General features: G+C 76.0%; 22 protein-coding genes. 13 read left to right on the top strand and 9 right to left on the bottom strand.

Annotation, left to right across the window (positions count from 1 at the left end; all coding sequences use genetic code 11):
• The first annotated feature begins 79 nt into the window (after positions 1 to 79).
• Genes H6H00_RS22040 through H6H00_RS22030 form a run of 3 tightly spaced genes read left to right on the top strand, consistent with a single transcriptional unit; the run spans position 80 to position 3,851 of the window.
• Positions 80 to 2,437: a transglycosylase domain-containing protein gene (locus H6H00_RS22040; RefSeq protein WP_255425312.1), complete on the top strand. Its 2,358-nt coding sequence runs from the start codon at positions 80 to 82 to the stop codon at positions 2,435 to 2,437.
• Between the two features lie 41 nt (positions 2,438 to 2,478).
• On the top strand, positions 2,479 to 2,691 hold the full coding sequence (locus H6H00_RS22035) for a hypothetical protein (RefSeq protein WP_185717621.1): 213 nt from the start codon (positions 2,479 to 2,481) through the stop codon (positions 2,689 to 2,691).
• 17 nt (positions 2,692 to 2,708) lie between these two features.
• The gene (locus H6H00_RS22030) at positions 2,709 to 3,851 is read left to right on the top strand and encodes a DUF3500 domain-containing protein (protein ID WP_255425311.1); all 1,143 of its coding nucleotides are present in this window, start codon (positions 2,709 to 2,711) and stop codon (positions 3,849 to 3,851) included.
• Here the strand turns inward: H6H00_RS22030 and H6H00_RS22025 are convergent.
• Together H6H00_RS22025 and H6H00_RS22020 are read right to left on the bottom strand one after the other, a co-directional pair.
• Positions 3,848 to 4,480: a nucleoside/nucleotide kinase family protein gene (locus tag H6H00_RS22025; protein ID WP_185717620.1), complete on the bottom strand. Its 633-nt coding sequence runs from the start codon at positions 4,478 to 4,480 to the stop codon at positions 3,848 to 3,850. The genes H6H00_RS22030 and H6H00_RS22025 overlap by 4 nt on opposite strands.
• A complete protein-coding gene (locus tag H6H00_RS22020) occupies positions 4,477 to 6,831 on the bottom strand; it encodes a SpoIIE family protein phosphatase (RefSeq protein ID WP_185717619.1) in 2,355 nt (784 codons plus the stop codon). The genes H6H00_RS22025 and H6H00_RS22020 overlap by 4 nt, the downstream gene beginning before the upstream one ends.
• Before the next feature lie 35 nt (positions 6,832 to 6,866).
• On the opposite strand from H6H00_RS22020, the gene H6H00_RS22015 reads away from it, so the two are divergent.
• A complete protein-coding gene (locus tag H6H00_RS22015) occupies positions 6,867 to 7,283 on the top strand; it encodes an MmcQ/YjbR family DNA-binding protein (protein WP_185717618.1) in 417 nt (138 codons plus the stop codon).
• Here the strand turns inward: H6H00_RS22015 and H6H00_RS22010 are convergent.
• Positions 7,243 to 7,668 carry a VOC family protein gene (locus H6H00_RS22010; protein WP_185717617.1) on the bottom strand — a complete coding sequence of 142 codons (426 nt, stop codon included), beginning with the start codon at positions 7,666 to 7,668 and terminating at the stop codon, positions 7,243 to 7,245. The genes H6H00_RS22015 and H6H00_RS22010 overlap by 41 nt on opposite strands.
• Here H6H00_RS22010 and H6H00_RS22005 point away from each other — a divergent pair, their 5' ends adjacent.
• Positions 7,669 to 8,445, top strand: coding sequence for an alpha/beta fold hydrolase (locus tag H6H00_RS22005; protein WP_185717616.1), 777 nt, complete (start codon positions 7,669 to 7,671; stop codon positions 8,443 to 8,445).
• Here the strand turns inward: H6H00_RS22005 and H6H00_RS22000 are convergent.
• Genes H6H00_RS22000 through H6H00_RS21990 form a run of 3 tightly spaced genes read right to left on the bottom strand, consistent with a single transcriptional unit; the run spans position 8,442 to position 10,855 of the window.
• Positions 8,442 to 8,882 carry a TIGR03668 family PPOX class F420-dependent oxidoreductase gene (locus tag H6H00_RS22000; RefSeq protein ID WP_185717615.1) on the bottom strand — a complete coding sequence of 147 codons (441 nt, stop codon included), beginning with the start codon at positions 8,880 to 8,882 and terminating at the stop codon, positions 8,442 to 8,444. The two genes, H6H00_RS22005 and H6H00_RS22000, sit on opposite strands and share 4 nt — an antisense overlap.
• A 2-nt stretch (positions 8,883 to 8,884) precedes the next feature.
• Positions 8,885 to 9,772 carry an SMP-30/gluconolactonase/LRE family protein gene (locus tag H6H00_RS21995; protein WP_185717614.1) on the bottom strand — a complete coding sequence of 296 codons (888 nt, stop codon included), beginning with the start codon at positions 9,770 to 9,772 and terminating at the stop codon, positions 8,885 to 8,887.
• Positions 9,773 to 9,775: 3 nt separating this feature from the next.
• Positions 9,776 to 10,855: a dipeptidase gene (locus H6H00_RS21990; RefSeq protein ID WP_185717613.1), complete on the bottom strand. Its 1,080-nt coding sequence runs from the start codon at positions 10,853 to 10,855 to the stop codon at positions 9,776 to 9,778.
• A 98-nt stretch (positions 10,856 to 10,953) separates the two neighbouring features.
• Between H6H00_RS21990 and H6H00_RS21985 the strand changes: the two genes are divergently transcribed.
• The 4 genes from H6H00_RS21985 to H6H00_RS21970 are packed head-to-tail and all read left to right on the top strand — an operon-like array spanning position 10,954 to position 16,133.
• On the top strand, positions 10,954 to 11,931 hold the full coding sequence (locus H6H00_RS21985) for a pirin family protein (protein WP_185717612.1): 978 nt from the start codon (positions 10,954 to 10,956) through the stop codon (positions 11,929 to 11,931).
• Positions 11,924 to 12,208, top strand: coding sequence for a GNAT family N-acetyltransferase (locus tag H6H00_RS21980; protein WP_185717611.1), 285 nt, complete (start codon positions 11,924 to 11,926; stop codon positions 12,206 to 12,208). The genes H6H00_RS21985 and H6H00_RS21980 overlap by 8 nt, the downstream gene beginning before the upstream one ends.
• 51 nt (positions 12,209 to 12,259) lie before the next feature.
• The gene (locus H6H00_RS21975; RefSeq protein ID WP_185717610.1) at positions 12,260 to 15,319 is read left to right on the top strand and encodes an SNF2-related protein; all 3,060 of its coding nucleotides are present in this window, start codon (positions 12,260 to 12,262) and stop codon (positions 15,317 to 15,319) included.
• On the top strand, positions 15,312 to 16,133 hold the full coding sequence (locus tag H6H00_RS21970; protein WP_185717609.1) for an SWIM zinc finger family protein: 822 nt from the start codon (positions 15,312 to 15,314) through the stop codon (positions 16,131 to 16,133). Before H6H00_RS21975 ends, H6H00_RS21970 begins: the two co-directional genes overlap by 8 nt.
• Here the strand turns inward: H6H00_RS21970 and H6H00_RS21965 are convergent.
• Positions 16,103 to 16,447, bottom strand: coding sequence for a DUF3817 domain-containing protein (locus H6H00_RS21965; RefSeq protein WP_185717608.1), 345 nt, complete (start codon positions 16,445 to 16,447; stop codon positions 16,103 to 16,105). The genes H6H00_RS21970 and H6H00_RS21965 overlap by 31 nt on opposite strands.
• A 59-nt stretch (positions 16,448 to 16,506) precedes the next feature.
• Between H6H00_RS21965 and H6H00_RS21960 the strand changes: the two genes are divergently transcribed.
• Positions 16,507 to 16,701, top strand: a complete 195-nt coding sequence (locus tag H6H00_RS21960; protein WP_185717607.1) for a hypothetical protein — start codon at positions 16,507 to 16,509, stop codon at positions 16,699 to 16,701.
• Here H6H00_RS21960 and H6H00_RS21955 read toward each other — a convergent pair.
• Positions 16,683 to 18,542, bottom strand: coding sequence for a transglycosylase domain-containing protein (locus H6H00_RS21955; RefSeq protein ID WP_255425310.1), 1,860 nt, complete (start codon positions 18,540 to 18,542; stop codon positions 16,683 to 16,685). The two genes, H6H00_RS21960 and H6H00_RS21955, sit on opposite strands and share 19 nt — an antisense overlap.
• A gap of 303 nt (positions 18,543 to 18,845) precedes the next feature.
• Here H6H00_RS21955 and H6H00_RS21950 point away from each other — a divergent pair, with 303 nt between their 5' ends.
• Genes H6H00_RS21950 through H6H00_RS21940 form a run of 3 tightly spaced genes read left to right on the top strand, consistent with a single transcriptional unit; the run spans position 18,846 to position 21,700 of the window.
• Positions 18,846 to 19,541, top strand: a complete 696-nt coding sequence (locus H6H00_RS21950; RefSeq protein ID WP_185717605.1) for a DUF4383 domain-containing protein — start codon at positions 18,846 to 18,848, stop codon at positions 19,539 to 19,541.
• 9 nt (positions 19,542 to 19,550) lie between these two features.
• Positions 19,551 to 20,498, top strand: a complete 948-nt coding sequence (locus tag H6H00_RS21945; RefSeq protein WP_255425309.1) for a TIGR03854 family LLM class F420-dependent oxidoreductase — start codon at positions 19,551 to 19,553, stop codon at positions 20,496 to 20,498.
• Positions 20,495 to 21,700 carry a trans-sulfuration enzyme family protein gene (locus H6H00_RS21940; RefSeq protein ID WP_185717604.1) on the top strand — a complete coding sequence of 402 codons (1,206 nt, stop codon included), beginning with the start codon at positions 20,495 to 20,497 and terminating at the stop codon, positions 21,698 to 21,700. Before H6H00_RS21945 ends, H6H00_RS21940 begins: the two co-directional genes overlap by 4 nt.
• On the opposite strand, the gene H6H00_RS21935 is transcribed toward H6H00_RS21940, so the two are convergent.
• Complete coding sequence (locus H6H00_RS21935; protein ID WP_185717603.1) at positions 21,657 to 23,591, bottom strand: bifunctional chorismate-binding protein/class IV aminotransferase; 1,935 nt, start codon at positions 23,589 to 23,591, stop codon at positions 21,657 to 21,659. The genes H6H00_RS21940 and H6H00_RS21935 overlap by 44 nt on opposite strands.
• Positions 23,592 to 23,601 lie beyond the last annotated feature (10 nt).

The raw sequence follows: 23,601 nt of genomic DNA, 5'->3' as shown, positions 1-23,601 counted from the left end.
CACCGCGGCCGTGCGGAGACCCGTTGGAGCGGTGGAACCTCCGGCGCCCCGGAGCGGCAGGACGAACGGGAGGTGACCGGTGTCGGGAGCACACACCGTCGCCTCCGCACGGCGTCCGGGCCACGGGTCGCGGTCCGCGGGCGGGAGGCGCCGGGCCGCCGCGGGCGAGGTCGGCTGGTGGCAGCCCCCGACGCGCCGCCGCGGCGCGACGGTCCAGGACACCGCCCGCGCGGACGGCACCGGCCGCCGCCGCGCCGCCCCCGGCCGGATCGGCGCCCTCGTCAACCGGCTGCGCCCCGGCGGCGGCGGGTCGCAGCACCGCAGGCCCGCCACCCCGGAGGAGCGCCGCGCCCAGCGCCTGCGCCTGGTCCGCCGCACCGCCCTCGCGGGCCTGGCCGCGGTGCTGCTGGGCCCGCTGCTGGCCTTCGGGCTGGGCTGGGTGTTCTTCTCCGTCCCCAGCCCCACCGACGCGGTGACCAACCAGGTCGCGCTGGTGTCCTACTCCGACGGCAGCCGGCTGACGCGGCTGGTGCCCGAGGAGGGCAACCGGATCGCGGTGGCCATCGAGGACGTCCCCCCGCACGTCCGCGACGCCGTGCTCGCCGCCGAGGACCGCACGTTCTACTCCAACCCCGGCTTCGACCTGACCGGCATCCTGCGGGCGGTCTGGAACCAGGTGCAGGGCGGGTCCGGCGGCGGCTCGACCATCACCCAGCAGTACGTCAAGAACGCCCTCGTCGGCGACGAGTACTCGCTGTGGCGCAAGTACAAGGAGGTCGTGCTCGCCGTCAAGATCTCGCAGGAGCGCACGAAGGACGAGATCCTCGGCGACTACCTCAACGCGATCTACTTCGGCCGCGGCGCCTACGGCATCCAGTCGGCGAGCCAGGCCTACTTCGGCAAGCCGGTGCAGCTGCTGGACCCCAGCGAGGGCGCGCTGCTGGCCGGGCTGATCCAGTCGCCGTCGCGCTGGGACCCCGCGCGCAACCCCGACCGCGCCGTCGAGCGCTGGAACTTCGTGCTCGACGGGATGGTCGCGCAGGGCTGGCTCGACCCGGCGGAGCGGGCCGCGGTGCAGTTCCCCGCGACGATCGAGCCCCGCCGGGCCGCGGCCGGGGTGCCCGCCGACGCGAACGGGCACGTCGTCACGGCCGTCACCGCGGAGCTGGACGCGCTCGGCATCACCTCGGAGGACCTCGCCCAGGAGGGCCTGCGGATCACCACGACGATCGACCCCGAGCGCCAGCAGCAGGCCGTCGAGGCCGCGCAGGCGGCCCTGGAGGGGCAGCCGGACGACCTGCGCAGCGCGATGGTCGCGATCGACCCGCAGACCGGGGGGATCCTCGCCTACTACGGCGGCGACAACGGCCTGGGCCTGGACTACGCGCGCGTGCAGCGCCTCGCCGGGTCGACGTTCAAGCCGTTCGTGGTGCTCGCCGGCCTGCAGCAGGACCCGCCGGTCGGGCTCGGCGAGACCTTCGACGGCGAGGAGGTGCCCGGGCTGCGCAACGCCGAGGGCGCCGACTGCGACCGCTGCGACCTCAAGCAGGCCATGACGGTGTCCAACAACGTCGTGTTCAACACCCTCGCCAAGCAGGTCGGCCCCGAGGCCGTCGCCGCGGCGGCCCGGGCGGCCGGGATCACCGCGCCGCTCGACGACCCGAACGAGGGCATCGCGCTGGGCAACAAGGAGGTCAGTGCGCTCGAGCTGGCCTCGGCGTACGCGACGATCGCCGGCGGCGGGGTGTGGCACCAGCCGCACCTGGTCAGCGAGGTCGTCACCGCCGACGGGCGGGTGCTGTTCTCCGCCGCGGGGGCGGGGGGCATCACCGAGGGCGAGCGGCGCTTCCCCGAGCGGGTCGCGCGCAACGTCGTCGAGTCGATGCTGGAGGTCGCCGAGCAGGACGGCCTGTCGCTGCCCGGCGGGCGCCCGGTCGCGGCCAAGACCGGCACGGTGCAGTCGCGGTTCGACGGCGACAACAACGACGCCTGGATGGCCGGGTTCACCCCGTCGCTGTCGACGTCGGTGTGGATCGGCACCGACATGAACTCCCCGATCCGGACGGCGAGCGGCGAGCCGATCAGCGGCAAGACCCTGCCCGGCGAGGTCTGGCGGACGTTCATGGGCCAGGCGCTCGACGAGGCGCCGGTGGAGACGTTCCCGCCGTACCGCCCGATCGGCGAGGCCGCCTCCGACGCGCCCCCCGGCGTCGACCCGGAGGCGACGCCGACCCCGACGCCCACGCCGGAACCGGTCGTCACGCCGACGGAGGAGCCGCCGCCCCCGGCGCCGGAGGCCCCGCAGGAGTCCGGCGCCCCGCAGCCCGAGCGCCCCCGCGAGGACGACTCCCTGCTGTTCGGCACCGGCGGCGGCGCACCGCAGGAGACGCGGACCCCGCCGTCGACCCAGGACTGCTCCGTCACGCCCTGCGGCTGAGCCCGTGTCGCGACGCCTCCGGCGGGTCTACCGTTGGCGGCGTGGACGACGGGCCCGGTGTGCGCATCTTCGAGGTGCTGGCCTGGCCGTCGGACCGGCGGATCGTGCTCTACGTGCCGGAGATCGAGGCGGCCACCACGGTCGTCTCGATGGTGGGCGCCGAGGACGCCGCCCGCTCGCTGATCGCCGACCTCACCGGCCTCGCCCCGGAGGAGATCGACTGCCGGATCGGGGCGGGGCGGCCCCGCCCCTGAGCGGTTAGCATCCGCCGGTGATCACCGCAGATGCCGCCGCCCGCGACGTCGCCGCCCGCTGCGCCGAGGCCGCCGCCGCGTGGCTCGACTCCCTCGACGCCGAGCAGCGCCGCGTCGCCTCGGGCGCGGTCCCCGGGTCCGCCGACGACGCCGAGCGGCTGCGCTGGTTCTACACGCCGACCGACCACGGCGGGCTCACCGTGCACGCGCAGCGCCCCGCCCAGCAGCGGCTGGCGATGGCCCTGGTCGCGAGCGCGCTGTCCGAGGCCGCGTACGTCACCGTCGCGACTGTGATGGGCCTGGAGAACGTCCTGGACCGCACGGAGGGCTTCGTCACCTCCTTCGACCGCGACCGCGGACGCGACCCCGGGCTGTACTACCTGCGGGTCTTCGGCGAGCCGGGCGGAGCGGCGCCGTGGGCGTGGCGGTTCGGCGGGCACCACGTGTCGGTCAACGTCCTCGTCGTCGACGGGCGGGTGGCCGCGACGACGCCGCTGTTCCTCGGCGCCGACCCCGCCTCCTCCCCGCTGCTGGGCGGGGCGCGGCTGCGCCCGCTCGGGGCCGTCGAGGACCTCGCGCGCGACCTCGTCCGCTCGCTCGACCCCGACCTCGCCGCCGCGGCGGTGCTGCTGCCGCGCGCGCCGTCGGACATCGTCTCGGGCAACCGGACCCGCGCGTCGGCGGGTGACCGGGTGATCCCGCTGGCCGGGATCTGGCGCGCCCCGTTCGAGGACGCGGCCGAGCAGGCGAAGCTGCAGAGGATGAGCGACGGCATCGACGACAAGGCCGGTCTCGACGACGCCGACCACGCCGCCGTCGCGCTCACCGACGCCCCGAAGGGGGTGCCGGCGTCGGCGCTGGACGCGGGCCAGCGCGAGCGGCTGCGCGCGCTGCTGGGCTGCTACCTCGACCGCGTCCCCGAGGGGCTCTCCCCGCTGCCCCGCTACGCCGACGACACCGCCCTCGACGCGGTGCACCTGGCCTGGGCGGGATCGACGGCACCGGGCGAGCCGCACTACTACCGGCTGCAGGGCCCCCGGCTGCTGCTGGAGTGGGACAACACCCAGCGCGACGTCAACCACGCGCACTCGGTGTGGCGCGACCCGGAGGCCGACTTCGGGCTGGACACCCTCGCCGCGCACCGGGCCCGGCACCACTAGCCGACCCGCACCACCAGGTCGGCGCGGTCGCGCGAGGCCTCGACCAGCGCCGCGTTCGGGCCGTCGACCGCCGCCACCCAGGCGGCCGCCGCGGCCGGGGTCTTCCCGAACGCCACGTGCCGGGCGACCAGCCGCTCGTGGCGCAGCGCCGGGTCGACGTCGCAGAACCAGGCGGCGTCGAGCAGGCCGGGCACCGCGCGCCAGCCCGGCGCGTCGAGCAGCAGGTAGTTGCCCTCGGTGAGGACCACCCGGGCCGTGCGCGGCACCGGGATCGCCCCGGCCACGGGCTGCTCGAGGTCGCGCTCGAACGCCGGCGCGTAGACGACGTCCTCGTCGTGCGCGGCGATCCGCCGCAGCAGCGCGACGTACCCGCCGGCGTCGAAGGTGTCGGGGGCGCCCTTGCGGTCCGACCGGCCCAGGCGGGCGAGCTCGACGTCGGCGAGGTGGAACCCGTCCATCGGGACGTGCGCGACGGACTCGGGCCCGTGCTCGGCCGCCAGCGCCGTGAGCAGGGCCGCGACCAGCGTCGACTTGCCCGCGCCGGGACAACCGGCGACGCCCACCACGACCCTGTCGCCGGGCAGCGCGCCGATGCGGGACACGAGATCGGCCACGACGTCGGGGGTCACGAGACGCGCACCGCCAGCACCACGATGTCGTCGTCGGTGTCGGCGGCGGTGTCGCGGACCAGGTGGTCGCAGAACTCGCCGAGCGGGCGGTGGGCGTGGGCGCGGGCGAGCGCGAGCAGGTCGGCGTTCGCCCGGTCGTCGGGGTCGCGGCGGCGCTCGACGAGCCCGTCGGTGTAGAGCAGCAGGGTGCTCCCCGGCGGCAGCACGGCCTCGTTGTCGCGGCGCGCGCTGCCCGGCGCGACGCCGAGGACCACCCCGACGTCCCCGGCCAGGAACGCGGGATCGCCGTCGGCCGACACCAGCACGGGCTGCGGGTGCCCGGCGTTGGACCAGCGGAACACCGTGCCCCCGGCGCCCCGCACCACGTGTCCGTGCACCAGCGTGGTGAACCGGGTGACGCCGAGCCGGGTCGCGACGCGGTCCAGCGCCGCCACCGCCGCCGACGGGGGGCGGGCGTCGTCGGCGAGCGCCCGCAGCATGCTGCGGAGCTGGCCCATCGTGGCCGCCGCGGGCAGGTCGTGACCGGCGACGTCGCCCACCCCGACGGCGAGGTCGCCGCCGGGCAGCGGGAACGCGTCGAACCAGTCGCCGCCCACCGCGAGGCCCGCCGCGGCCGGCAGGTAGCGCGTCTGGATCTCCAGGCCGGGCGCCGTCGGCGGCTCGGTGAGCATCGCGCTCTGCAGGGCGACGGCGACCTGCCTGCTCTGCTGGAACGCGATCGCCTTCTCCACCGCGGCCGACGCCCGCGTGCCCAGCTCGCCGACCAGGCCCAGGTCGTCCTCGGTGTAGGGGGGCCGGTCGCCGGCGCCCACGAACAGCAGGGCGGCGACGACGACCCCGCCGGAGAGCACCGGCGCGACCAGCACCGAGTGGGCGTCGACGCCGACCCCCCACCGCGCCATCTGCGGGGTCGGCTGCCAGTCCTGCTCGCCGATCCGGGGCACCGCGGCGAGCACCGGTGCGGCCGTGCGGACGCACCGGGCGATGGGGTGGTCGGCGGCGAACACGAACCGGGGGTCGGTCATCGGGGACTCCGGCAGGCCGGGCGCGGTCCGGGCCACCGAGCGGCGCCCGGTGATGCCGCCCCGCGCCCGTGGCGGGTCCACCAGGTAGACGCGGCAGACGTCGGCGAAGTCGGGCACCAGCGCGTCGGCGAGGGCCCCGAGCTCGCCCTCGGGCTCGACGGCCGAGTTCATCGCGAGCGTGGCCCGGGCGAGCAGGTCGAGCCGGTCGCGGGCCCGGATCGCGTCGTCGATGTCGGTCTCGGTGCCGACCCACTGCGCGACGCGGCCCTCGGTGCGGACCGGGACGGCGCGGGTGCGGAACCACCGGTACCCGCCGTCGGCCGTGCGCAGCCGGTAGACCAGCGAGAACACCTCGGCGGTCTCGGCGGTGACGGCCTGCTCCCACGCCGCGCGCCAGGCGTCGCGGTGCTGGGGGTGGACCGCGTCGAGGAAGCCCCAGCCGCGCATCTCCGCGACGCTCTGCCCGGTGATCGCGCGCAGCCCCGGGGCGTCGCGGCGGGCGCTGCCGTCGACCTCCCGGACCCACACCGCGGCGCTCGTGGCCTCGATGAGGCTCTGGTAGCGGTTGAGCGCGTGCTCGCGCTGGGCGGCGACCCTGGCGAGCTCGCGGCGGGTCCTCTCGGCCACCGTGACGTCGACGATGACGGCGCCGCACCCGATCACCCGCCCGTCCGGCGCGTGCACCGGGTACATGCTCACCCGCCACTCCTGCGGCGGGCCGGCCCCGTGCCAGAGCCGTCCCCGGACCGGCACGGACGCGCGGGCCCGCCCGCCGGCGAGGACGGCGCGCAGGCCGTCGGCGATCGTGGCGCCGACCGCGCCGTGCACCTCCTCCAGCGTGCGGCCGAGCCGCTGGTCGACCGTGCCGCCGTCGATGTCGAGGACGGCGCCGTTGACGCGGCGGTAGCGCAGGGCGGTGTCGAAGTAGGCGAGACCGACGGGTGCGCTCTCCCACAGGGCGTCGAGCAGCGCGAACGCCTCGTCCCCCGCCCGCGTGTCGTCGACGTCCTGGAGCACCCCGACCACCGAGATCCCGGGCATCGTCACCGGGACGGCCCGGAAGTACAGCGTGGGGCCGGAGCCGCGGGCGGGGACGCGCCCGGCGAACGGGCGGCCGGCGCGCAGCTCGTCGGCGATCCGGGCGACGGTCGGGGCGTCCAGCGACGGCTCGGCCAGCCGGGTGCCCAGCACCCGCTCCGGCGGCCAGCCGGTCAGCTGCTCGGCGCGGCGGTTCCAGAGCACGACGGTCTCGTCCCCGTCGAGTGCGAACACCCCGACCGGCAGCCGGTCCACGACCCCGGCCGGCACGTCGTCCGGGTGCTCCACGCGGAGATCGTAGGTGCCGGAAGGCCCCTGGTGCGATGCTGGGGTTCGTGGACGGCAGCGCGGACCGTGACCGGCAGGACCCCGTCGACCGGCTGCGCGCCCTGTGCCTGGCCCTGCCCGAGGTCACCGAGAAGCTCAGCCACGGCGAGCCGACGTGGTTCGTGCGTAAGGTGTTCGTCTCCCTCGCCGACCACCACCACGACGACCACCTCGCGTTCTGGTGCGCCGCCCCGCCCGGGGTGCAGGAGGAGCTGGTGGCGGCCGAGCCGGAGCGCTTCTTCCGCCCGCCCTACGTCGGCGGGCGGGGGTGGCTGGGGGTGCGGCTCGACGTCGACCCCGACTGGGCCGAGATCGCCGAGATCGTCACCGACGCCTACCTGGAGATCGCCCCGAAGAAGCTCGCGGCCGAGGTCAGGTCGCGAACAGCGCGGACGGGTCCGCGAACGCCTTGAACTCCAGCGCGTTGCCCGCCGGGTCCAGCAGGAACATCGTCCACTGCTCCCCCGGCTCGCCCGCGAACCGCAGGTAGGGCTCGATCACGAACGCCGTGCCCGCCGCGCGCAGCCGCTCGGCGGTGGCGTGGAACTCCGCGACGTCCAGCACGAGCCCGAAGTGCGGGACCGGCACGCGGTGGCCGTCGACCTCGCTGTGCCCGACCGGCCCCGCGCCCGGCGCCACGTGGGTGACGAACTGGTGGCCGTGCAGGTCCCAGTCCTGCCAGTTGTCGGCGCTGCGGCCGCGCGCCAGGCCGAGGACGTCGCCGTAGAAGGCACGGGCGGCGTCGAGGTCGTCGACGGGGACGGCGAGGTGGAACGGGGGGACGGCTACGTTCGACACGTGTCCGATCTTCCCACGCTCGCCGTGCCCGGCGGCCGCGTCGAGTACGACGACGTGTCCGGTTCCGGTGACCGCGCCCCCCTGCTGTTCCTGCACGAGGGCCTCGGGTCGGTCGCCCTGTGGCGCGGGTGGCACCGGCGGGTCGCCGAGGCCACCGGGCGGCGCGCGGTGGCCTACTCCCGGCTCGGTCACGGCTGGTCCGACCCGCCGCCCGCGCCGCGCGGCGCCGGGTTCATGCACGAGGAGGCGCGCACCGTCGTCCCGGCCCTGCGCGCGGCGCTGGGCCTCGAGGCGCCCGTGCTGGTGGGGCACAGCGACGGGGCGTCGATCGGGCTGCTGCACGCGGCCCGGCCCGCTGCCGCGGGCGACGGGGTGACCGGGCTGGCGGTGCTCGCCCCGCACGTGTTCGCGGAGGAGTTCGGGCTGGCCGGGGTGCGCGCGGCGCGCACGGCGTACGACGAGGGCGGCCTGCGCACCCGGATGGCGCGCCGGCACCGCGACCCCGACGCCGTGTTCCGCAACTGGAACGACGTGTGGCTCAGCGACGGCTTCCGCGACTGGGACCTGCGCCCCGAGCTGCCCGGCATCACCTGCCCGGTGCTCGCGGTGCAGGGCACCGACGACCCGTACGGCACGGTCGCGCACGTGGAGGCGGTGCGCGACCTCGCGTCCGGCCCGGTGCGGCTGGTCGTCCTCGGCTGCGCCCACGCGCCCCACCTGGAGGCCCCGCAGGAGACGACGGACGCGCTGCTGGAGTTCCTCGCCGCCCTCCCCTAGACCGCCGCCCTCCCCTGGACCGCCGTCCAGCCCGACCAGCGGTCCGGGGTGATCACCAGCACCGCGCCGTCGGGCGGGGCCGCGGCGTAGGGCGGGTACTTCGCGCACAGGGCGGCGAGCGCCTCGGCGCGCAGGTCCCCGTCCTCGTGCACCGCGGCCGTGCCGTCGACCCGCACCCACCACAGCGTCGACCAGTCGTCGGCGTAGTGGTCGGCGACCAGGGCCACCCGGGGGTCGCGGCGCACGTCGTCGAGCCGGGCCAGCCGCGTGCTGCGCTTGGGCTTGACGTCGTCGACCGCGGAGCACAGCAGGTCCCCGAGCAGCACGAACGTGATCGGGACCAGCCGCGGGGTGCCGTCGGCGCGCAGGGTCGCGAGCCGGGCCACGGGGGCCGCGGCGAGCCGTTCCCGCCGCTGGGCGTCGTCGAGGACCGGCACCGCTACGCCGCCGGGACTTCGACCCGCACGGCCAGCAGCGCCGCCTCCCGGGTGTCGCGCCGCTCGTGCTCGGCGAACCCGGGGGCCGTGCACAGGAACAGCGTGCGGCCGTCCTCGCCGCCCAGCGCGCACGCGTACACGCCCGTCCCGACGTCGACGGTGTCGACGACCGCTCCCTGCGGCCGCACCCGCAGGGCCCGGTTGCCGAGCGCGTCGGCGACCCACACCGCACCCTCGGCGTCGGCGCACATCCCGTCCGGGGCGACCGCCAGCGACCCGAGGACGTCGGGCACCTCGGTGCCGGTCGGGTGGTCGCCGAAGCGGGCCCAGTCGCGGCGCTGCCCCAGCGAGCCGTCGAAGTCGACGGGGTAGCCGCTGATCCGGTTGCCGAGGGTCTCGGCGACGACGAACTCGCCGTTGATGAACACCGACCCGTTGGGGAAGCTCAGGTCGGTGGCGGCCACCGTGGTGGAGCCGTCCGGGTCGACGCGCACCACCGAGGCGGTGCGCACGGGGGCGCCGGACATGAGGTCGAAGCCGAAGTGGCCGACGAACGCGCGCCCGTCGGCGTCGACGACCATGTCGTTGAGGTGGCCGGTGGCGTACTCGGACAGGTCGGCGTGGACCGCGAGCGTCCCGTCGGCCTCGCGGCGCAGCACGCGGTGGTCGCGCATCGAGACGATCAGCAGCCGGCCGTCGGGCAGCCAGCCCAGCCCGGACGGCTGCGCGGGCACCTCGGCCTCGACGCGCACGTCGGAGCCGTCCTCGCGGGCGGACAGCACGCGGTGGGTGTAGAAGTCGGACACCCAGATGCGGCCCTCCCGCCAGCGGGGGCTCTCCAGGAACGAGTACTTCTCCAGCACGGCGGTGGGCCCGGTCTCAGGGGACATGGGTCAGAGTGTGGCCGTCTCGTCGGCGGCGCGCAGCACCCGCAGCGCATTGCGTCCGGCGAGCTTGGCCCGGTCGTCGTCGGACCAGCCCCGGTCGCGCAGGGCGTCGAACAGGGCGGGGTAGCGGGAGACGTCCTCCAGCCCGGTGGGCAGCTCGGCGCAGCCGTCGTAGTCGCCGCCGATGCCGATGTGGTCGACACCGGCGGCCTCGCGGGCGTGGTCGAGGTGGGCGACGACGTCGTCGAGGGTCGCGCGGGGCGCGGGCGGGCCGTCCCAGGACGCGGCGAAGGCGTCGCGGGCCCGCAGGTCGTCGTGGTCGAGCCCGCGCTCCCCCATCGCCTCGGCCAGCCGCTCGTCCCACTCGGCGACGGCGGTGGAGACGAACCGGGGCACGAACGTCACCATCGCGGTGCCGCCGTTGGCCGCGAGGGCGGCCAGCACGTCGTCGGGAACGTTGCGCGGGTGGTCGGTGACCGACCGGCACGACGAGTGCGTGAACAGCACCGGGGCGCGCGTCGCGTCGAGTGCGTCGCGCATGGTGGTGGCGGCGACGTGGGAGAGGTCCACGATCACGCCGATCCGGTTCATCTCGGCCACCACCTCGCGGCCGAACGGGGACAGTCCCCCGCAGACGGGCTCGTCGGTGGCCGAGTCGGCCCAGTCGGTGTTGGAGTTGTGCGTCAGCGTCAGGTAGCGGACGCCGAGGCGGCGCAGCATCCGCAGCACGGCGAGCGAGCCGTTGAGGCAGTGCCCGCCCTCCGCGCCGAGCAGCGACGCGATCCGCCCGTCGGCGCGGGCGGCGTCGACGTCGTCGGCGGTCGTGGCCGGGGCCAGGTCCCGCGGGTGGCGCGCGACGAGCCGGTGCACGAGGTCGACCTGCTCCAGCACCGCGGTGACGGCCGCGTCGCCGGTGAACGAGCACGGCACGTAGACCGACCAGAACTGGGCGGCGACCCGCCCCGCCCGCAGGCGCGGGAGGTCGGTGTGGAGCTCGGGTCGGGGGCGCGCGACGTCGGTGTCGCCGAGTCGTCGCAGGGCCCAGGGCAGGTCGTTGTGGCCGTCGACGAGGTCCAGGTCGGGCATGGGCACCAGTATGGGAACGAGCCCGGTATCGGGAACAATCGGCTGCGGCGCCCCGTTGATCGTTGCACTCGCAACAACCTGACCACGGAGGTACTCCGATGCCCGCCGTCACCGTCCCCGACATCACCGTCCTGCCCCGGGTCACCGAGCCCGACGTGACGGCCGTCGACCGGCCCGTCCGCGCGATCACCACCGCCCCGACCGGCTTCGAGGGCGAGGGCTTCCCGGTGCGCCGCGCGTTCGCCGGGATCGAGCTGCGCGACCTCGACCCGTTCCTGATGATGGACCAGATGGGCGAGGTCGAGTACGCGCCCGGCGAGCCCAAGGGCACCTCGTGGCACCCGCACCGCGGCTTCGAGACCGTCACCTACATCATGGACGGCGAGTTCGAGCACCAGGACAGCCACGGCGGCGGCGGGTCCATCACCAACGGCGACACCCAGTGGATGACCGCGGGCGGCGGGCTGCTGCACATCGAGCGGCCGCCGGAGGCGCTGGTCGCGAGCGGCGGGCTGTTCCACGGCCTGCAGCTGTGGGTCAACCTGCCGAAGGCCGACAAGTGGCTCGAGCCGAAGTACCAGGACCTGCGCGGCAGCGAGACCGCCCTGCTCACCACCCCCGACGGCGGCGCGCTGATCCGGCTGATCGCCGGTGACCTGGCCGGGCACACGGGGCCGGGCTCGACGTACACGCCGATGGCGATGACCCACACCACGGTCGCCCCCGGCGCGCGGGTGCGGCTGCCGTGGCGGCGCGACTTCAACGCGCTGGTCTACGTCCTGTCCGGCGAGGGCACCGTCGGCGCCGACCGGCGGCCGATCCGGACGGGCCAGGCCGCGCTGTTCGGTCCCGGCGACGTCCTCTCGATCACCGCGGCGGCCGCGCAGGAGTCGCGGCTGTCCGGCATGGACGTCGTGATCCTCGGGGGCGCCCCGATCCGCGAGCCGATCGCCTGGGCCGGGCCGTTCGTCATGAACACCAAGGCCGAGGTCATGGCCGCGTTCGAGGACTACCAGAAGGGCAAGCTGGGCGTCGTGCCCGCCACGTACGTCCCGCACGGCGGTGCCCGTGGCTGACGCCGAGGTCGTCGACGTGGCGGAGCGGTCGCGGTTCGAGGTCCGCGTCGACGGGGAGACCGTCGGGTTCGCGGCCTACCGCACCGTTCCCGGCGGACTGCGGTTCACCCACACCGAGATCTCCGACGCCGTCGCGGGCCGGGGCCTGGGCGGGGTGCTGGTGCGGGCGGCCCTCGACTCCGCCCGCGCACGGGGGTTGGCCGTGCACCCGGACTGCCCGTTCGTGCGCGGCTGGATCGCGAAGCACCCCGACTACGCCGACCTGGTCCCGGCCTAGCTCCTCCCGCCTGGCGCGAGGACTGTCGGGGCGGCTTCGTACTCTGGCCCGGTGCTCGCCGTCCACGCCCTCTGGTCCCCCGGTCGGGGCGTCCTGATCTGGGCGGAGGACGGGGAGCGCCCGGCCACCGGCAGCAGCCGGTCGCTGCGCTCGGCCCGGCCGCACCCGTTCGCGGTGCCGTCGGCGGGGCTCGCGGCGCTGCACCCGGGCAAGGCCACCACCGTCTCCCTGCTGCTGCCGTCACGGGCGGGCGGGCCGCTGGCCTCGCCCGAGCTGGTGCGGGCCCGCGACACCTCGCCGCGGGGCGGGCCGGTGCTGCGGCCGTGGTCGGTGCCCGCGCTGGTCGTCGACATCGCGGAGCTGGAGGACCCGGTCGACGAGGTGCGCTACGGCGCGTCGGTCGCCCACCTGCGCGCGGTCGCCGCGACGGCGGCCGACCTCGTCACCCGCGGCCGCGTCCTGCCCACGCTCACCGCGGGCGAGGCGCGCTGGCGACCGGTCGTCCAGGGCCTCGACGCGGTGGCCGTCGACACGCTCGCGGCGTCGATGCCCCCGGTCGGGCGGGCCGAGCACACCGGCGGTCGCACCGAGCTGGTCGGGCCCGACCCGGGCGCGCTGGTCGCCGACGCGCTGGCCGTCCTCGTCGACGCCGGCGTGCGCGACCGCCTGGCCCGCACCCCCGAACCCCTCACCATCGCCCCGGCGCGGCGCAGCCGGTCACCGGTCACCGAGACCTGGCTCGCCGCCCTCCTCACCCCCGACGCCCGGGTCGACGCGGGCGAGCGCGAGCTGGGCGGCCTCGCCGACGAGCTCGCCGCGTGGGACGCGTTCGGCACCGCCCCCACCGGCGAGGGGCGCGCGAGCTTCCGCCTGGTGGAGGAGCGCACGCTGCACGACCCGTCCGACCCGGGCGAGGACCCCGACGACCAGACCGGCGACGGCACGCGCTGGGTGCTGGAGTTCCTGCTGCAGTCCTCCGCCGACCCGAGCCTGCAGGTCCCCGCCGAGCAGGTGTGGGACGGCGCGGCGGCCCGGCTCATCGCCGAGCCCCAGGAGCTGCTGCTCGCCGAGCTGGGGCGCGCCGCGCAGGTGGTGCCGGCCCTGGCGCAGGCGCTGCGCTCGCCCCGCCCGGCGCGGTACGAGTTCGACCTCGACGGCGCCCACCGCTTCCTCACCTCCGACGCCGCGCTGCTCGTCGGGGCCGGGTTCGGGGTGCAGCTCCCGGCCGGGTGGGACGGCGCCCGCACCGTCGGGCTCACGCTCAGCGCCCGCAGCACCCCCACCGACGGCGTGATCACCCGCGGCGGGCTGGGCCGCGAGGAGCTGGCCGACTTCGCCTGGTCCCTCGCCGTCGGCGACGACGAGCTCTCCGAGGAGGAGATCGGCGAGCTGGTGGCGGCGAAGGCGCCGCTGGTGCGGCTGCGCGGGCGCTGGGTCAGCGTCGACGCCGACCGGCTCCGCGCGGGGCTGGAGTTCCTCGCCAAGGCCCGGCGGCGCGGGCGGGCCCCCACGGTCGCCGAGGTGCTCGCGGTCGCCCAGCAGCACCCCGACGACCAGGACGCGCCCCTGCCCGTCGCCGTGCGCACCGACGGCTGGATCGGCGACCTGCTCTCCGGCCGCGCCGAGAGCGCGCTGGCCCCGGTCCCGCCGATCCCCGGGTTCCGCGCCGAGCTGCGGCCCTACCAGCAGCGCGGCGTCGCGTGGCTGGCGTTCCTGGCCCGGCTCGGCCTCGGCGCGTGCCTGGCCGACGACATGGGCCTGGGCAAGACGGTGCAGCTCCTGGCCCTGGAGGCGCACGAGCGGCGCGACGGCAGCCCGGGGCCGACGCTGCTGCTGTGCCCGATGTCGCTGGTCGGCACCTGGCAGCGCGAGGCCGCGCGGTTCGCCCCCGGCCTGCGGGTCCACGCCCACCACGGTCCCGGCCGTCCCCGCGGCGCCGAGCTCACCGAGCGGATCGCCGCGTCCGACCTCGTCGTCACCACCTACGCCACCGCCACCCGCGACGTCGAGGACCTGGAGTCACGGCCCTGGCACCGGCTCGTGCTCGACGAGGCGCAGGCCGTCAAGAACAGCCGGGCCACGCACAGCCACGCCGTGCGCCGGTTCGTCGCCGGGCACCGGGTGGCGCTCACCGGCACGCCCGTGGAGAACCGCCTGTCCGAGCTGTGGTCGGTGATGGACGTCCTCAACCCGGGCCTGCTCGGCACGTCGGAGAAGTTCCGGGCGCGCTACGCGATCCCGGTCGAGCGGCACGGCAGCACCGAGGCCGCCGAGCTGCTGCGCCGCGTCACCCGGCCCTACCTGCTGCGCCGGCTCAAGACCGATCCCACGATCATCGACGACCTGCCGGAGAAGATCGAGATCACCCAGCACTACCGGCTCACCCGCGAGCAGGCCTCGCTCTACCGCACGGTCGTCGACGACATGATGGAGAAGATCGAGGACAGCGAGGGCATCGAGCGGCGCGGCAACGTCCTCGCGGCGATGACCAAGCTCAAGCAGGTCTGCAACCACCCCGCGCAGCTGCTGCACGACGGTTCCGCGGTCGGGCGCCGCTCCGGCAAGATCATCCGGCTGGAGGAGATCCTCGGCGAGATCCTCGACGAGGGCGACCGCGTGCTGTGCTTCACGCAGTTCACCGAGTTCGGGCACCTGCTCGTGCCGCACCTGAGCGCCCGCTTCGACACCGACGTCGCCTACCTGCACGGCGGCACGCCCAAGAAGCGCCGCGACGCGATGGTCGCGCGGTTCCAGGCCGGGGAGGGGCCGCCGGTCCTGCTGCTCTCGCTCAAGGCGGGCGGCACGGGGCTGACGCTCACCGCGGCCAACCACGTGGTCCACCTCGACCGCTGGTGGAACCCGGCCGTGGAGGACCAGGCCACCGACCGGGCGTTCCGGATCGGGCAGCGGCGCAACGTCCAGGTCCGCAAGTTCGTCTGCCCGGGCACCGTCGAGGAGCGGGTCGACGAGATGATCACGAAGAAGAAGGCGCTGTCGGAGATGGTCGTCGGCGACGGGGAGGGCTGGCTCACCGAGCTGTCCACCGAGTCGCTGCGCGAGGTGTTCAGCCTGGGCCAGGAGGCGCTCGACGAGGTGGTCGACGATGACTGACACCCCCGATCCCTTCTGGTGGCAGGACGAGGACACCCGTCCCCGCCGGGTCGAGGGCGGCATCCAGATCCGGAACCGGCGGGGGAAGGTCGCGCGCACCTGGTGGTCGGGGCGCTTCCTGTCGGTCGTGGAGTGCCTCGGCATCGGCGGGCGCCTCTCGCGCGGCAGGTCCTACGCCCGGGCCGGGCAGATCGTCTCCCTCGACGTCGACGCGGGCGGGGCGGTCGCGCAGGTCCAGGGCAGCCGGCCGCAGCCGTACCGGGCGCGGATCGGGGTGCCGGCGTACGGCAAGACCGAGTGGACGCAGGTCCTCGACGCGCTCGCCGCCGACGCCTCCTACGCCGCGGCGCTGCTGGCCGGGGAGATGCCGCGCGGGATCGAGGACGTGTTCGACCGCGCCGGCCTGAGCCTGTTCCCCGCCACCGCGCGCGACCTGGTGATGGACTGCAGCTGCCCCGACTTCGCGGTGCCCTGCAAGCACCTCGCGGCCGTGTTCTACGTGCTCGCGGAACGCTTCGACGCCGACCCGTTCCAGATCCTCGCTCTGCGCGGGCGCGACCGCGAGACCGTGCTCGACGACCTGCGCGCCCGGCGCGGCTCCCCCGCCCCCACGGGCGTGGCCCCGCTGGCCGACCTGCTCGACACCTACTTCGTCGCGGGCCCGGGGCTCGGCGAGCGGATCGCCGGGCCGCGGACCCCGTCCGACGCCCTGCTCGACCAGGTGCCGGAGTTCCCGGTGGCGGTGCGCGGGGCGTCGGTGGTGGAGCTGCTGCGTCCGGCGTATCAGGCGCTGGCCGACCCCGACGGGGAGTAGTCCAGGCGTCCCGTCCGCCGCGCCCGGCGCTCGAACCACAGCGTCGCCAGCGGCGGGATGCTGGCAGCCAGCGCGAGCACGAGGGTGCGCAGGTCCCAGCGGAACACCCGCGCGGTGAGGAGGGTGACCGCGACGTAGGCCACGAACAGCGCGCCGTGGATCGGCCCGAACACCGTGACCCCGATGTCGTCGAACACCACCACGTACTTGAACAACATCCCCACCAGCAGCCCGACCCAGGAACAGGCCTCGGCGACCGACACCACGCGGAAGAGCCGGGCGGTCAGGGGCGGGGACAGGACCGGAGCGGACACCCCGCCACTCTGCCCGACCTTCTACCGGCTGTCGAAACCGGGTGGGGCATGATCGGCCGATGACCCGTGCCGTCCCCACCGTCCTCGGCGTGCTCCTGCTCCTGATCGGGGCGGTCTGGACGCTGCAGGGCGCGAACGTGCTGCCCGGCAGCTTCATGACCGGTTCCCGGTTCTGGCTGGTGGTGGGCCTGGTCTGCCTGGTGGCCGGCGCCGTGCTGCTGTACCGGGTGGTCCGTCAGCGCGCGTCGAGGTAGCGGGGATCGGGATCGGGGAGCGGCGCCACCGGCCGCCCCTCCAGGATCGGGCCCATCGCCCGGTAGAACGTGCGGGCCGGCACCGTCCCGCCGAACAGCGTGCCGCCCGCGCAGCTGCGCGGGGGCGACCCGTCGCAGATCGGGCGGGGCGCCGCCGAGTCGTCGAAGGTGATCACGGCCCCGGCCAGCTGCGGCGTGGCCCCGACGAACGCGGCCGACTCCTGGTCCTGCGTCGTGCCGGTCTTCGCCGCGATCGGCCGGTCCCACCCGCTCGACGCCGCGGCGGCCGCGGACGTGCCGCCGGGCAGGTGGTCGCGGCCCAGACCGACCATGAGCGTGTCGGCGAGGCCCGGGTCGACGGCCTGGGTGCACGGCGGCTCGGCCAGCGCCACGGCGTTCCCGTCGCGGTCGGTGACCGAGGCGATCGGCGTCGGCGGGCACCAGGTGCCGTGGCTCGCGATCGTCGCCATGACGTTCGCGAGCTCCAGGTCGCTCGTCGGCGACACCCCGAGCGTGAACGACGCCTGGTCCTCCGCGCGGGCGACGTCGGCGACCGACCGGCCGTCGGGGCCGGGGGTGTCGAGCGAGGTGAGGCCGAGGCGCTGCGCCATGTCGACGGCGGGCGCGACCCCCGTCCGCCCCTCCAGCTCGACGAACGCGGTGTTGGGCGACTGCGCGAGCGCGTCGGTGAGCGAGAGCTGCGCCGGGTAGGTCCCGGCGTTGCGGACGGGCAGCGGGCGACCGTCGGCGCCGCGGTAGTTGGGCAGCGTGGAGCCGCTGGCCGGGACGTCGAGGACGGTGTCGATGCCCGCGATGCCCCGGTCCAGCGCCGCCGCCGCGGTGAAGATCTTGTAGACCGAGCCCGCGCCGAGGTTCTCCGGCACCACCGGCAGGTCGTAGGCGGACTCCCCCTCGCCGTTGCCGAACGGGCGGTTCGCCGCGATCGCCACGACGGGGTGCCGGTCGGCGCCCGGCGCCACCACGGACATGACGTCGGCGACGTGCGAGCCGTCCGGCGGGGCCTGCGCGGTCAGCGAGGTGACCAGGTGCCCGAGCGCGGAGCGGTCGAGCGTGGTGCGCACGGTGTACCCGCCGCCCGCGAGCAGCGCGGGCGGGAGACCGGCCGCCTGCAGGTAGGAGCTGACGTAGGCGCAGAAGTACCCGGCGTCGCCCGCGGCGGAGCAGCCCGCCCGCGGCACCCCGACGTCACCGACGCCCAGCGGCTCGGCCGACGCCGCGGTGTACTGCGCGTCGTCGATCGCGCCCTGGGCGTGCATCGCGTCGAGGACCAGGCCGCGCCGGGTCAGCGCCGCGTCCGGGTGCGCGACCGGGTCGTCCTCGGCCGGGCTCTGCACCAGGCCCGCCAGCAGCGCGGACTGCGCGACGGTCAGCCGGTCGGGCGTGGTGCCGAAGTACGCCTGCGCCGCCGCGCCGACGCCGTAGGCGCCGTGCCCGAAGTACACGAGATCGAGGTAGCGGGCGAGGATCTCGTCCTTGCTCAGGGCGTGGTCGAGCTGGACGGCCAGCTCCGCCTCGGTGACCTTGCGCGCCAGGCTCGGCGCCACCGCCGCCGCGCGCTCGGCGTCGGTGGTGGCGGTGACGTAGAGCTCGTAGTTCTTGACGTACTGCTGGGTCAGCGTCGACCCGCCCTGCTGCGCTCCCCCGCTCGCGTCGTGGACGACCGCGCGCAGGGTGCCGATCGGGTCGACGCCGCCGTGGTCGAAGAAGCGCCGGTCCTCGATCGCGACGATCGCGGCGCGCATCGCCGCGGACACCGAGCCGTCCGGGATCCGGAACTGGTCGTAGAGATAGGCGATCGGCGCACCGGCCGAATCGGTCACCGTGGTCGCTTCCGGGACGATTCCCGAACGCAGTTCCGGCGACAGTTCCGTCGCCGATCCGCTGGCCCGTTCCGCGACCAGCCCCAGGCCCCCGACCAGCGGCAACGACATCAGGGCGGCCACCAACCCCCCGGCCACGACCAGCCCGACCAACCGTGTTCCCGCACCCGCGATCCGCACGGTCTCCGGTCTACCATTCCCGCGCGATCAGGCGTCGGATCGGACGGAATGCCTCCTCCCGACATTCCGCGCACCTGCGGCGTCGAGTGGCGGGACCGGGCGCCCGGCCCCACTGTGGGTCGTGTGAACAACTCTCGGCGCGATCCTGAACCCGGCACGCGGCTGGGGCTCGTGCACCGGATCGGGGCGGTGGTGTTCGCCGCGGGCCTCGTCGTCTTCGGCGTGCTCGGCCTGGTCAACCAGCTCGAGCCCTTCACCACGAGCGGCACCCCGGTCCTCGGGCTGTCCTCCAACGGCCTGCTGTCGGTGATCTCCCTCGTCACGGCCGCCCTGCTGGTGGCGGCGGCGGTCCGCGGCGGGCGGATGGCGTCGACGGTGACGTTCGGGATCGGCGTCGCGTTCCTGCTCTCCGGTGTGGCGAACGTCCTGGTCCTCGACACCCCCTTCAACGTCCTCGCGTTCCGCATGTCGAACGTGATCTTCAGCCTGCTCGCCGGCGGCCTGCTCATGGTGCTCGGCGCCTACGGCCGGTTCACGGGCCGGCTGCCCGACGACAGCCCGTACCGGCAGGCGGGCGAGAGCGGCGCCGCCGACGGGGACGACGGCGCCGGCGCGCCGCTGCCGACGATCTACCCGCACGCGGACGACGCCGTGGCCGTGCGCGACCTCGCCGACGCCGAGCGCGCGGTGGCCCAGCACAGCGCCACCCCGGAGCAGGCCGCGGCCGTGCACGCGATCCGGGACGTCCGCACCGCGGAGGACCGGCTCGTGGCCTGGCGGTCGGCCACGGGATCCGCGACGGAGCCGTCGGCGGGCTAACGTCGCGGGGTGCCTCCTCCCCTCCCGCAGTCGCCGAAGGCCCCGTCGCAGTCGCCGAAGGCCCCGTCGCAGTCGAAGATCCGCATCGGCCTGGGTTCGGTGCCGCACGACGACCTCGGTGGGTACGTCGACGCGTGCGAGGCGGCGGGCGTCGACTCGGTCTGGCTGCCCGACTTCGCCTCCACCGACGCCGTCGACCCGCTGGTGGGGCTGGCCTACGCGGCCGGCCGCACCCGCCGGCTCAAGCTCGGCACCGGGGTGCTCGTGCTGCCCGGTCGCAACCCGATGCTGGTCGCGGCGCAGCTCGCCTCCCTCGTCGCGCTGGCCCCGAAGCGGATCCTGCCGACGTTCGGCGTCCGCGCCGTCAGCGTCCGCGACCGCGCCCTCTACCCGGTGCCCGGGGAGCGCGCCGCGGTGTTCGACGAGGCCCTGCTCGTGCTGCGGCGGCTGCTGTCCGAGCCGTCGGTGACCCACCACGGCGAGTTCTTCCACCTCGACGACGCCGCGGTCGGCCCGCTGCCCCCGCGCCCGCTCGACCTGTGGCTGGGCGGAACCGCCCCCGTCGCGCTGCGCCGGATCGGGCGCCTGGCCGACGGCTGGCTGGGCGCCGCCGTCACCCCGGCGGAGGCGGGCGGGTGCCGGGCCGGGATCGAGCGCGCCGCGGCCGACGCCGACCGGGAGATCGAGGACGACCACTACGGCACCAACATCGGACTGCTCCCGCCCGGGACGTCCGAGGCCGACCGCGCCGCCGCGCTGGCCCAGACCGCGCGGCGCCGCCCGGACGTGGACCCGGCGCTGCTCGTCGCCGACGGGTGGGCCGCCGCGCGCACCCAGGTGCGGGCGTTCGTCGACGTCGGCCTCACCAAGTTCGTGGTGCGCCCGCTCGCCCCGGTGGCGTCCTGGCGCGGGTTCGTCGACGAGTTCGTCGCCGAGCTCGGCCCGGAGCAGACGTGAGCGGGCACCACCTGGCCACCCGCGCCGTGCACGCCGGGAACGCCGTCGACCCCGGCACCGGCGCGATCCGCCGCCCGCTGGTCGCCGCGAACTCCTACGCGCTGCCCGATGACCCGTCGGAGCTGAGCTGGTCGGGCACCGGCACCCCGCTCTACACCCGCAACGGCGGCGCGAACCAGGGCTGGCTGGAGTGCAAGCTCGCGGCGCTGGACGGGGGCGAGGCCGCGTTCGCCACGGCCACGGGGGTGGCGGCCCTGCACGCGGTCTTCTTCACGCTGCTGCGCACCGGTGACCACGTCGTCTGCTCCGACGTCACCTACGCCGCCACGTACCAGCTCCTCACCGAGCTGCTGCCGGCCAAGTACGGGATCACGACGACGCTCGTCGACACCTCCGACGCCGGCGCCGTGCGGGCGGCGATGCGCCCGCAGACCCGGCTGGTGCACGTCGAGAGCCCGGCCAACCCGACGACGAAGATCACCGACGTGGCCGCCGTCGCCGCGGTGGCGCACGAGGGCGGCGCGCTGCTCTCGGTCGACGCCACGTTCGCCACCCCGGTGCTGCAGCGACCCCTGGAGCTCGGTGCCGACCTCGTCGTGCACTCGCTCACCAAGTACGTCAACGGGCACGGCGACGCGATGGGCGGGGCCGTGATCGGGGCCGCGGAGCTGGTCGACCGCATCCGGCTGGAGGCGGGCGTCAACGTCGGGGGCACGATCAGCCCGTTCAACGCCTGGCTGATCATGCGCGGGGCGGTGACGCTGCCGATGCGGATGCGGGCGCACTGCGCGGGCGCCCAGGTCGTCGCGGAGTTCCTGGAGGCCGACCCGCGGGTGGCCTACGTCGCCTACCCCGGGCTGCCCTCGCACCCGCAGCACGCGCTCGCCGCCCGCACGCTCGACGGCGGGTCCGGCGGCATGCTCGCGTTCGCGGTCCGCGGTGACCCGGCCACCCAGAACCGGTTCGTCGCGGCGCTGGAGCTGATCACGTCGGCGGTGTCGCTGGGCCACGACGAGACCCTGATCGTGCACGTCGGCACCGAGGGCCCGCGCGTGGCCCACTACCCGGAGGAGTTCCGCCGGTGGGGCCACCTGCGCCTGTCGGTGGGTCTGGAGGACCCCCGCGACCTGGTCGCCGACCTGGAGCAGGCGCTGACCCTCACCCTCGGTCCGCGCCCAGCAGCTGCGCCGCCCGCACGGTGACCGGGTCCGGCGCGGCCCAGGTCCGCCCGGGCACCGAGCGGACCCACTGCACCCCGCGCAGCGCGTTGAGCAGGAACACCCCGTCGGCGTCGACCAGCTCGCCGAGCGCCGGGGCGCGCAGGTCGTAGGGCACGGCGGCGGTGTCGAGGACGTCGAGCAGCGCGCGCCGGGCGGTGCCCGGCAGGATCCGGCCGTCCAGCGGCGGGACGGTGACGCGCCCGCCCAGCACGACGGCGACGCCCGAGCGGGTGGATTCCAGCACCACGTCGCGGTCGTCGACGAGCAGCGCCGCCTGGTCCGGCCCCAGCGGCGCCTCGACCTTCGCCACCCAGTCGCGGTCGGCGCACTTGTGCCGCGGGGCGCCGCCGGGTCCCAGGCGGTGCACCACCAGGTCGAGGCCGGGCTGCGCGGCGAGCGGCACCGGGACGAACGGGGCCGCGGTCACCGTGAGCCGCCCGTCCGGGGACGCGTCCACCCGGACGCGGGCGGGGCCGGGCGGACCGGTGGTCATCGCGGCCGCCACGTCGGCGTCGAGGGGCCGGCCGTGGCACTCGGTGAACGACGCCTGCAGCCGCCGCACGTGCTCGGCCACCCGCCGCGGCCGCCCGTCGACGGCGAGGAGGGTCTCGAACAGCCCGGCGGCGGGGTCGGCGAGCCGGCTCGGCCCCGGGTCCGGCGGCCACGGTGCGGCGCCGAGCGCGGCGAGCAGCGGCGCCGCCTTCGTCCGGCACTCGGCCCACTCCTGCACCGGTGTCGAGTCGACGGTGACGCCGCCGCCGACCCCCAGCCGCGCCGTGCCGTCCGCCGCGACCTCCAGCGTGCGGATCGCCACCGCGAGCTCGACCCCGGCGAGCGGGCTCAGGTACCCGAGCATCCCGGTGAACAGCCCCCGCGGCCCGGCCTCCAGCTCGCCGATCAGCTCGACCGCCCGGATCTTCGGGGTGCCGGTGACCGAGCCGGGCGGGAAGGTCGCGGCGAGCAGCCCGGCGTCGTCGGTGTCGAGGGTGCCGCGCACCGTCGACACCAGGTGCCACACGCCGGGGTGCGGCTCGATCTCGAGCAGCCGGGGCACGGTGACGCCGGAGCAGACGCGCGCGAGGTCGTTGCGCATCAGGTCGACGATCATCACGTTCTCGGCCGCGTCCTTGGCCGACGCGGCGAGCCGGTCCCGCTCGGCGGCGTCGTCGGGGCCGCCGGTCCGCGGGCGCGTGCCCTTGATCGGCGAGGTCTCGACGGTGCGCCCGCGGCGGCGCAGGAACAGCTCGGGGCTCGCGCCGACCGCCGTGCGGCCCGGGTCGGCCACCAGTGCGGCGCGGGCGGGGGCGTGGGCCTCGACGAGCCGGGCCCAGGCGTCGTGCGGGGACCCGTGCAGCCGGCCGTGCACGTGGCAGGCGATGTTGGCCTGGTAGATCTCCCCGCGCCGGATCGCCTGCACGCACCGCTCCACCGCGACGACGTGCGCGGTCCGGTCCGGGAACGCGGTGACCTCCAGGCGGGCGGGCACGGTCCGGGCCGGCCGCCGCAGGTCGGCGGTCAGCTCGGCGGCCCGCCGCCGGGCGGCCGCGGCGTCGAACGCGCCGTCGAGCAGCGCCTCGTGGAACCAGGCCGTGCCGTCGAACCGGAGCACGTCGCGGTAGGACGCCCACGAGTCGGTGCCGTCGAAGCCGCGGTGGCCGAACCAGCCCCCGCCGACGGCGTCGGGGTGCGCCGGGTCCGGCGCGACGGCGGGGAGCTCGGGGAACCGGCCGCCGGGCACCGGGTCGCAGGTGACCAGGCCGCCGGTCGACCAGTCCCCCGCCCAGGCGGTGACCCGCTCCCGGTGGGCGAGGCGCCGGGCGGCCTCGCCGACGCCGAGGCCGGGCAGGTCGAGCGGGACGACGTGCAGGATCACCGCACGATCC

The organism is Pseudonocardia petroleophila, from assembly GCF_014235185.1.
GTDB classification, from domain to species: Bacteria; Actinomycetota; Actinomycetes; order Mycobacteriales; family Pseudonocardiaceae; genus Pseudonocardia; species Pseudonocardia petroleophila.
Note: the sequence above shows the minus strand (reverse complement) of the source record. Positions and strands in the feature narration are given on the sequence as shown.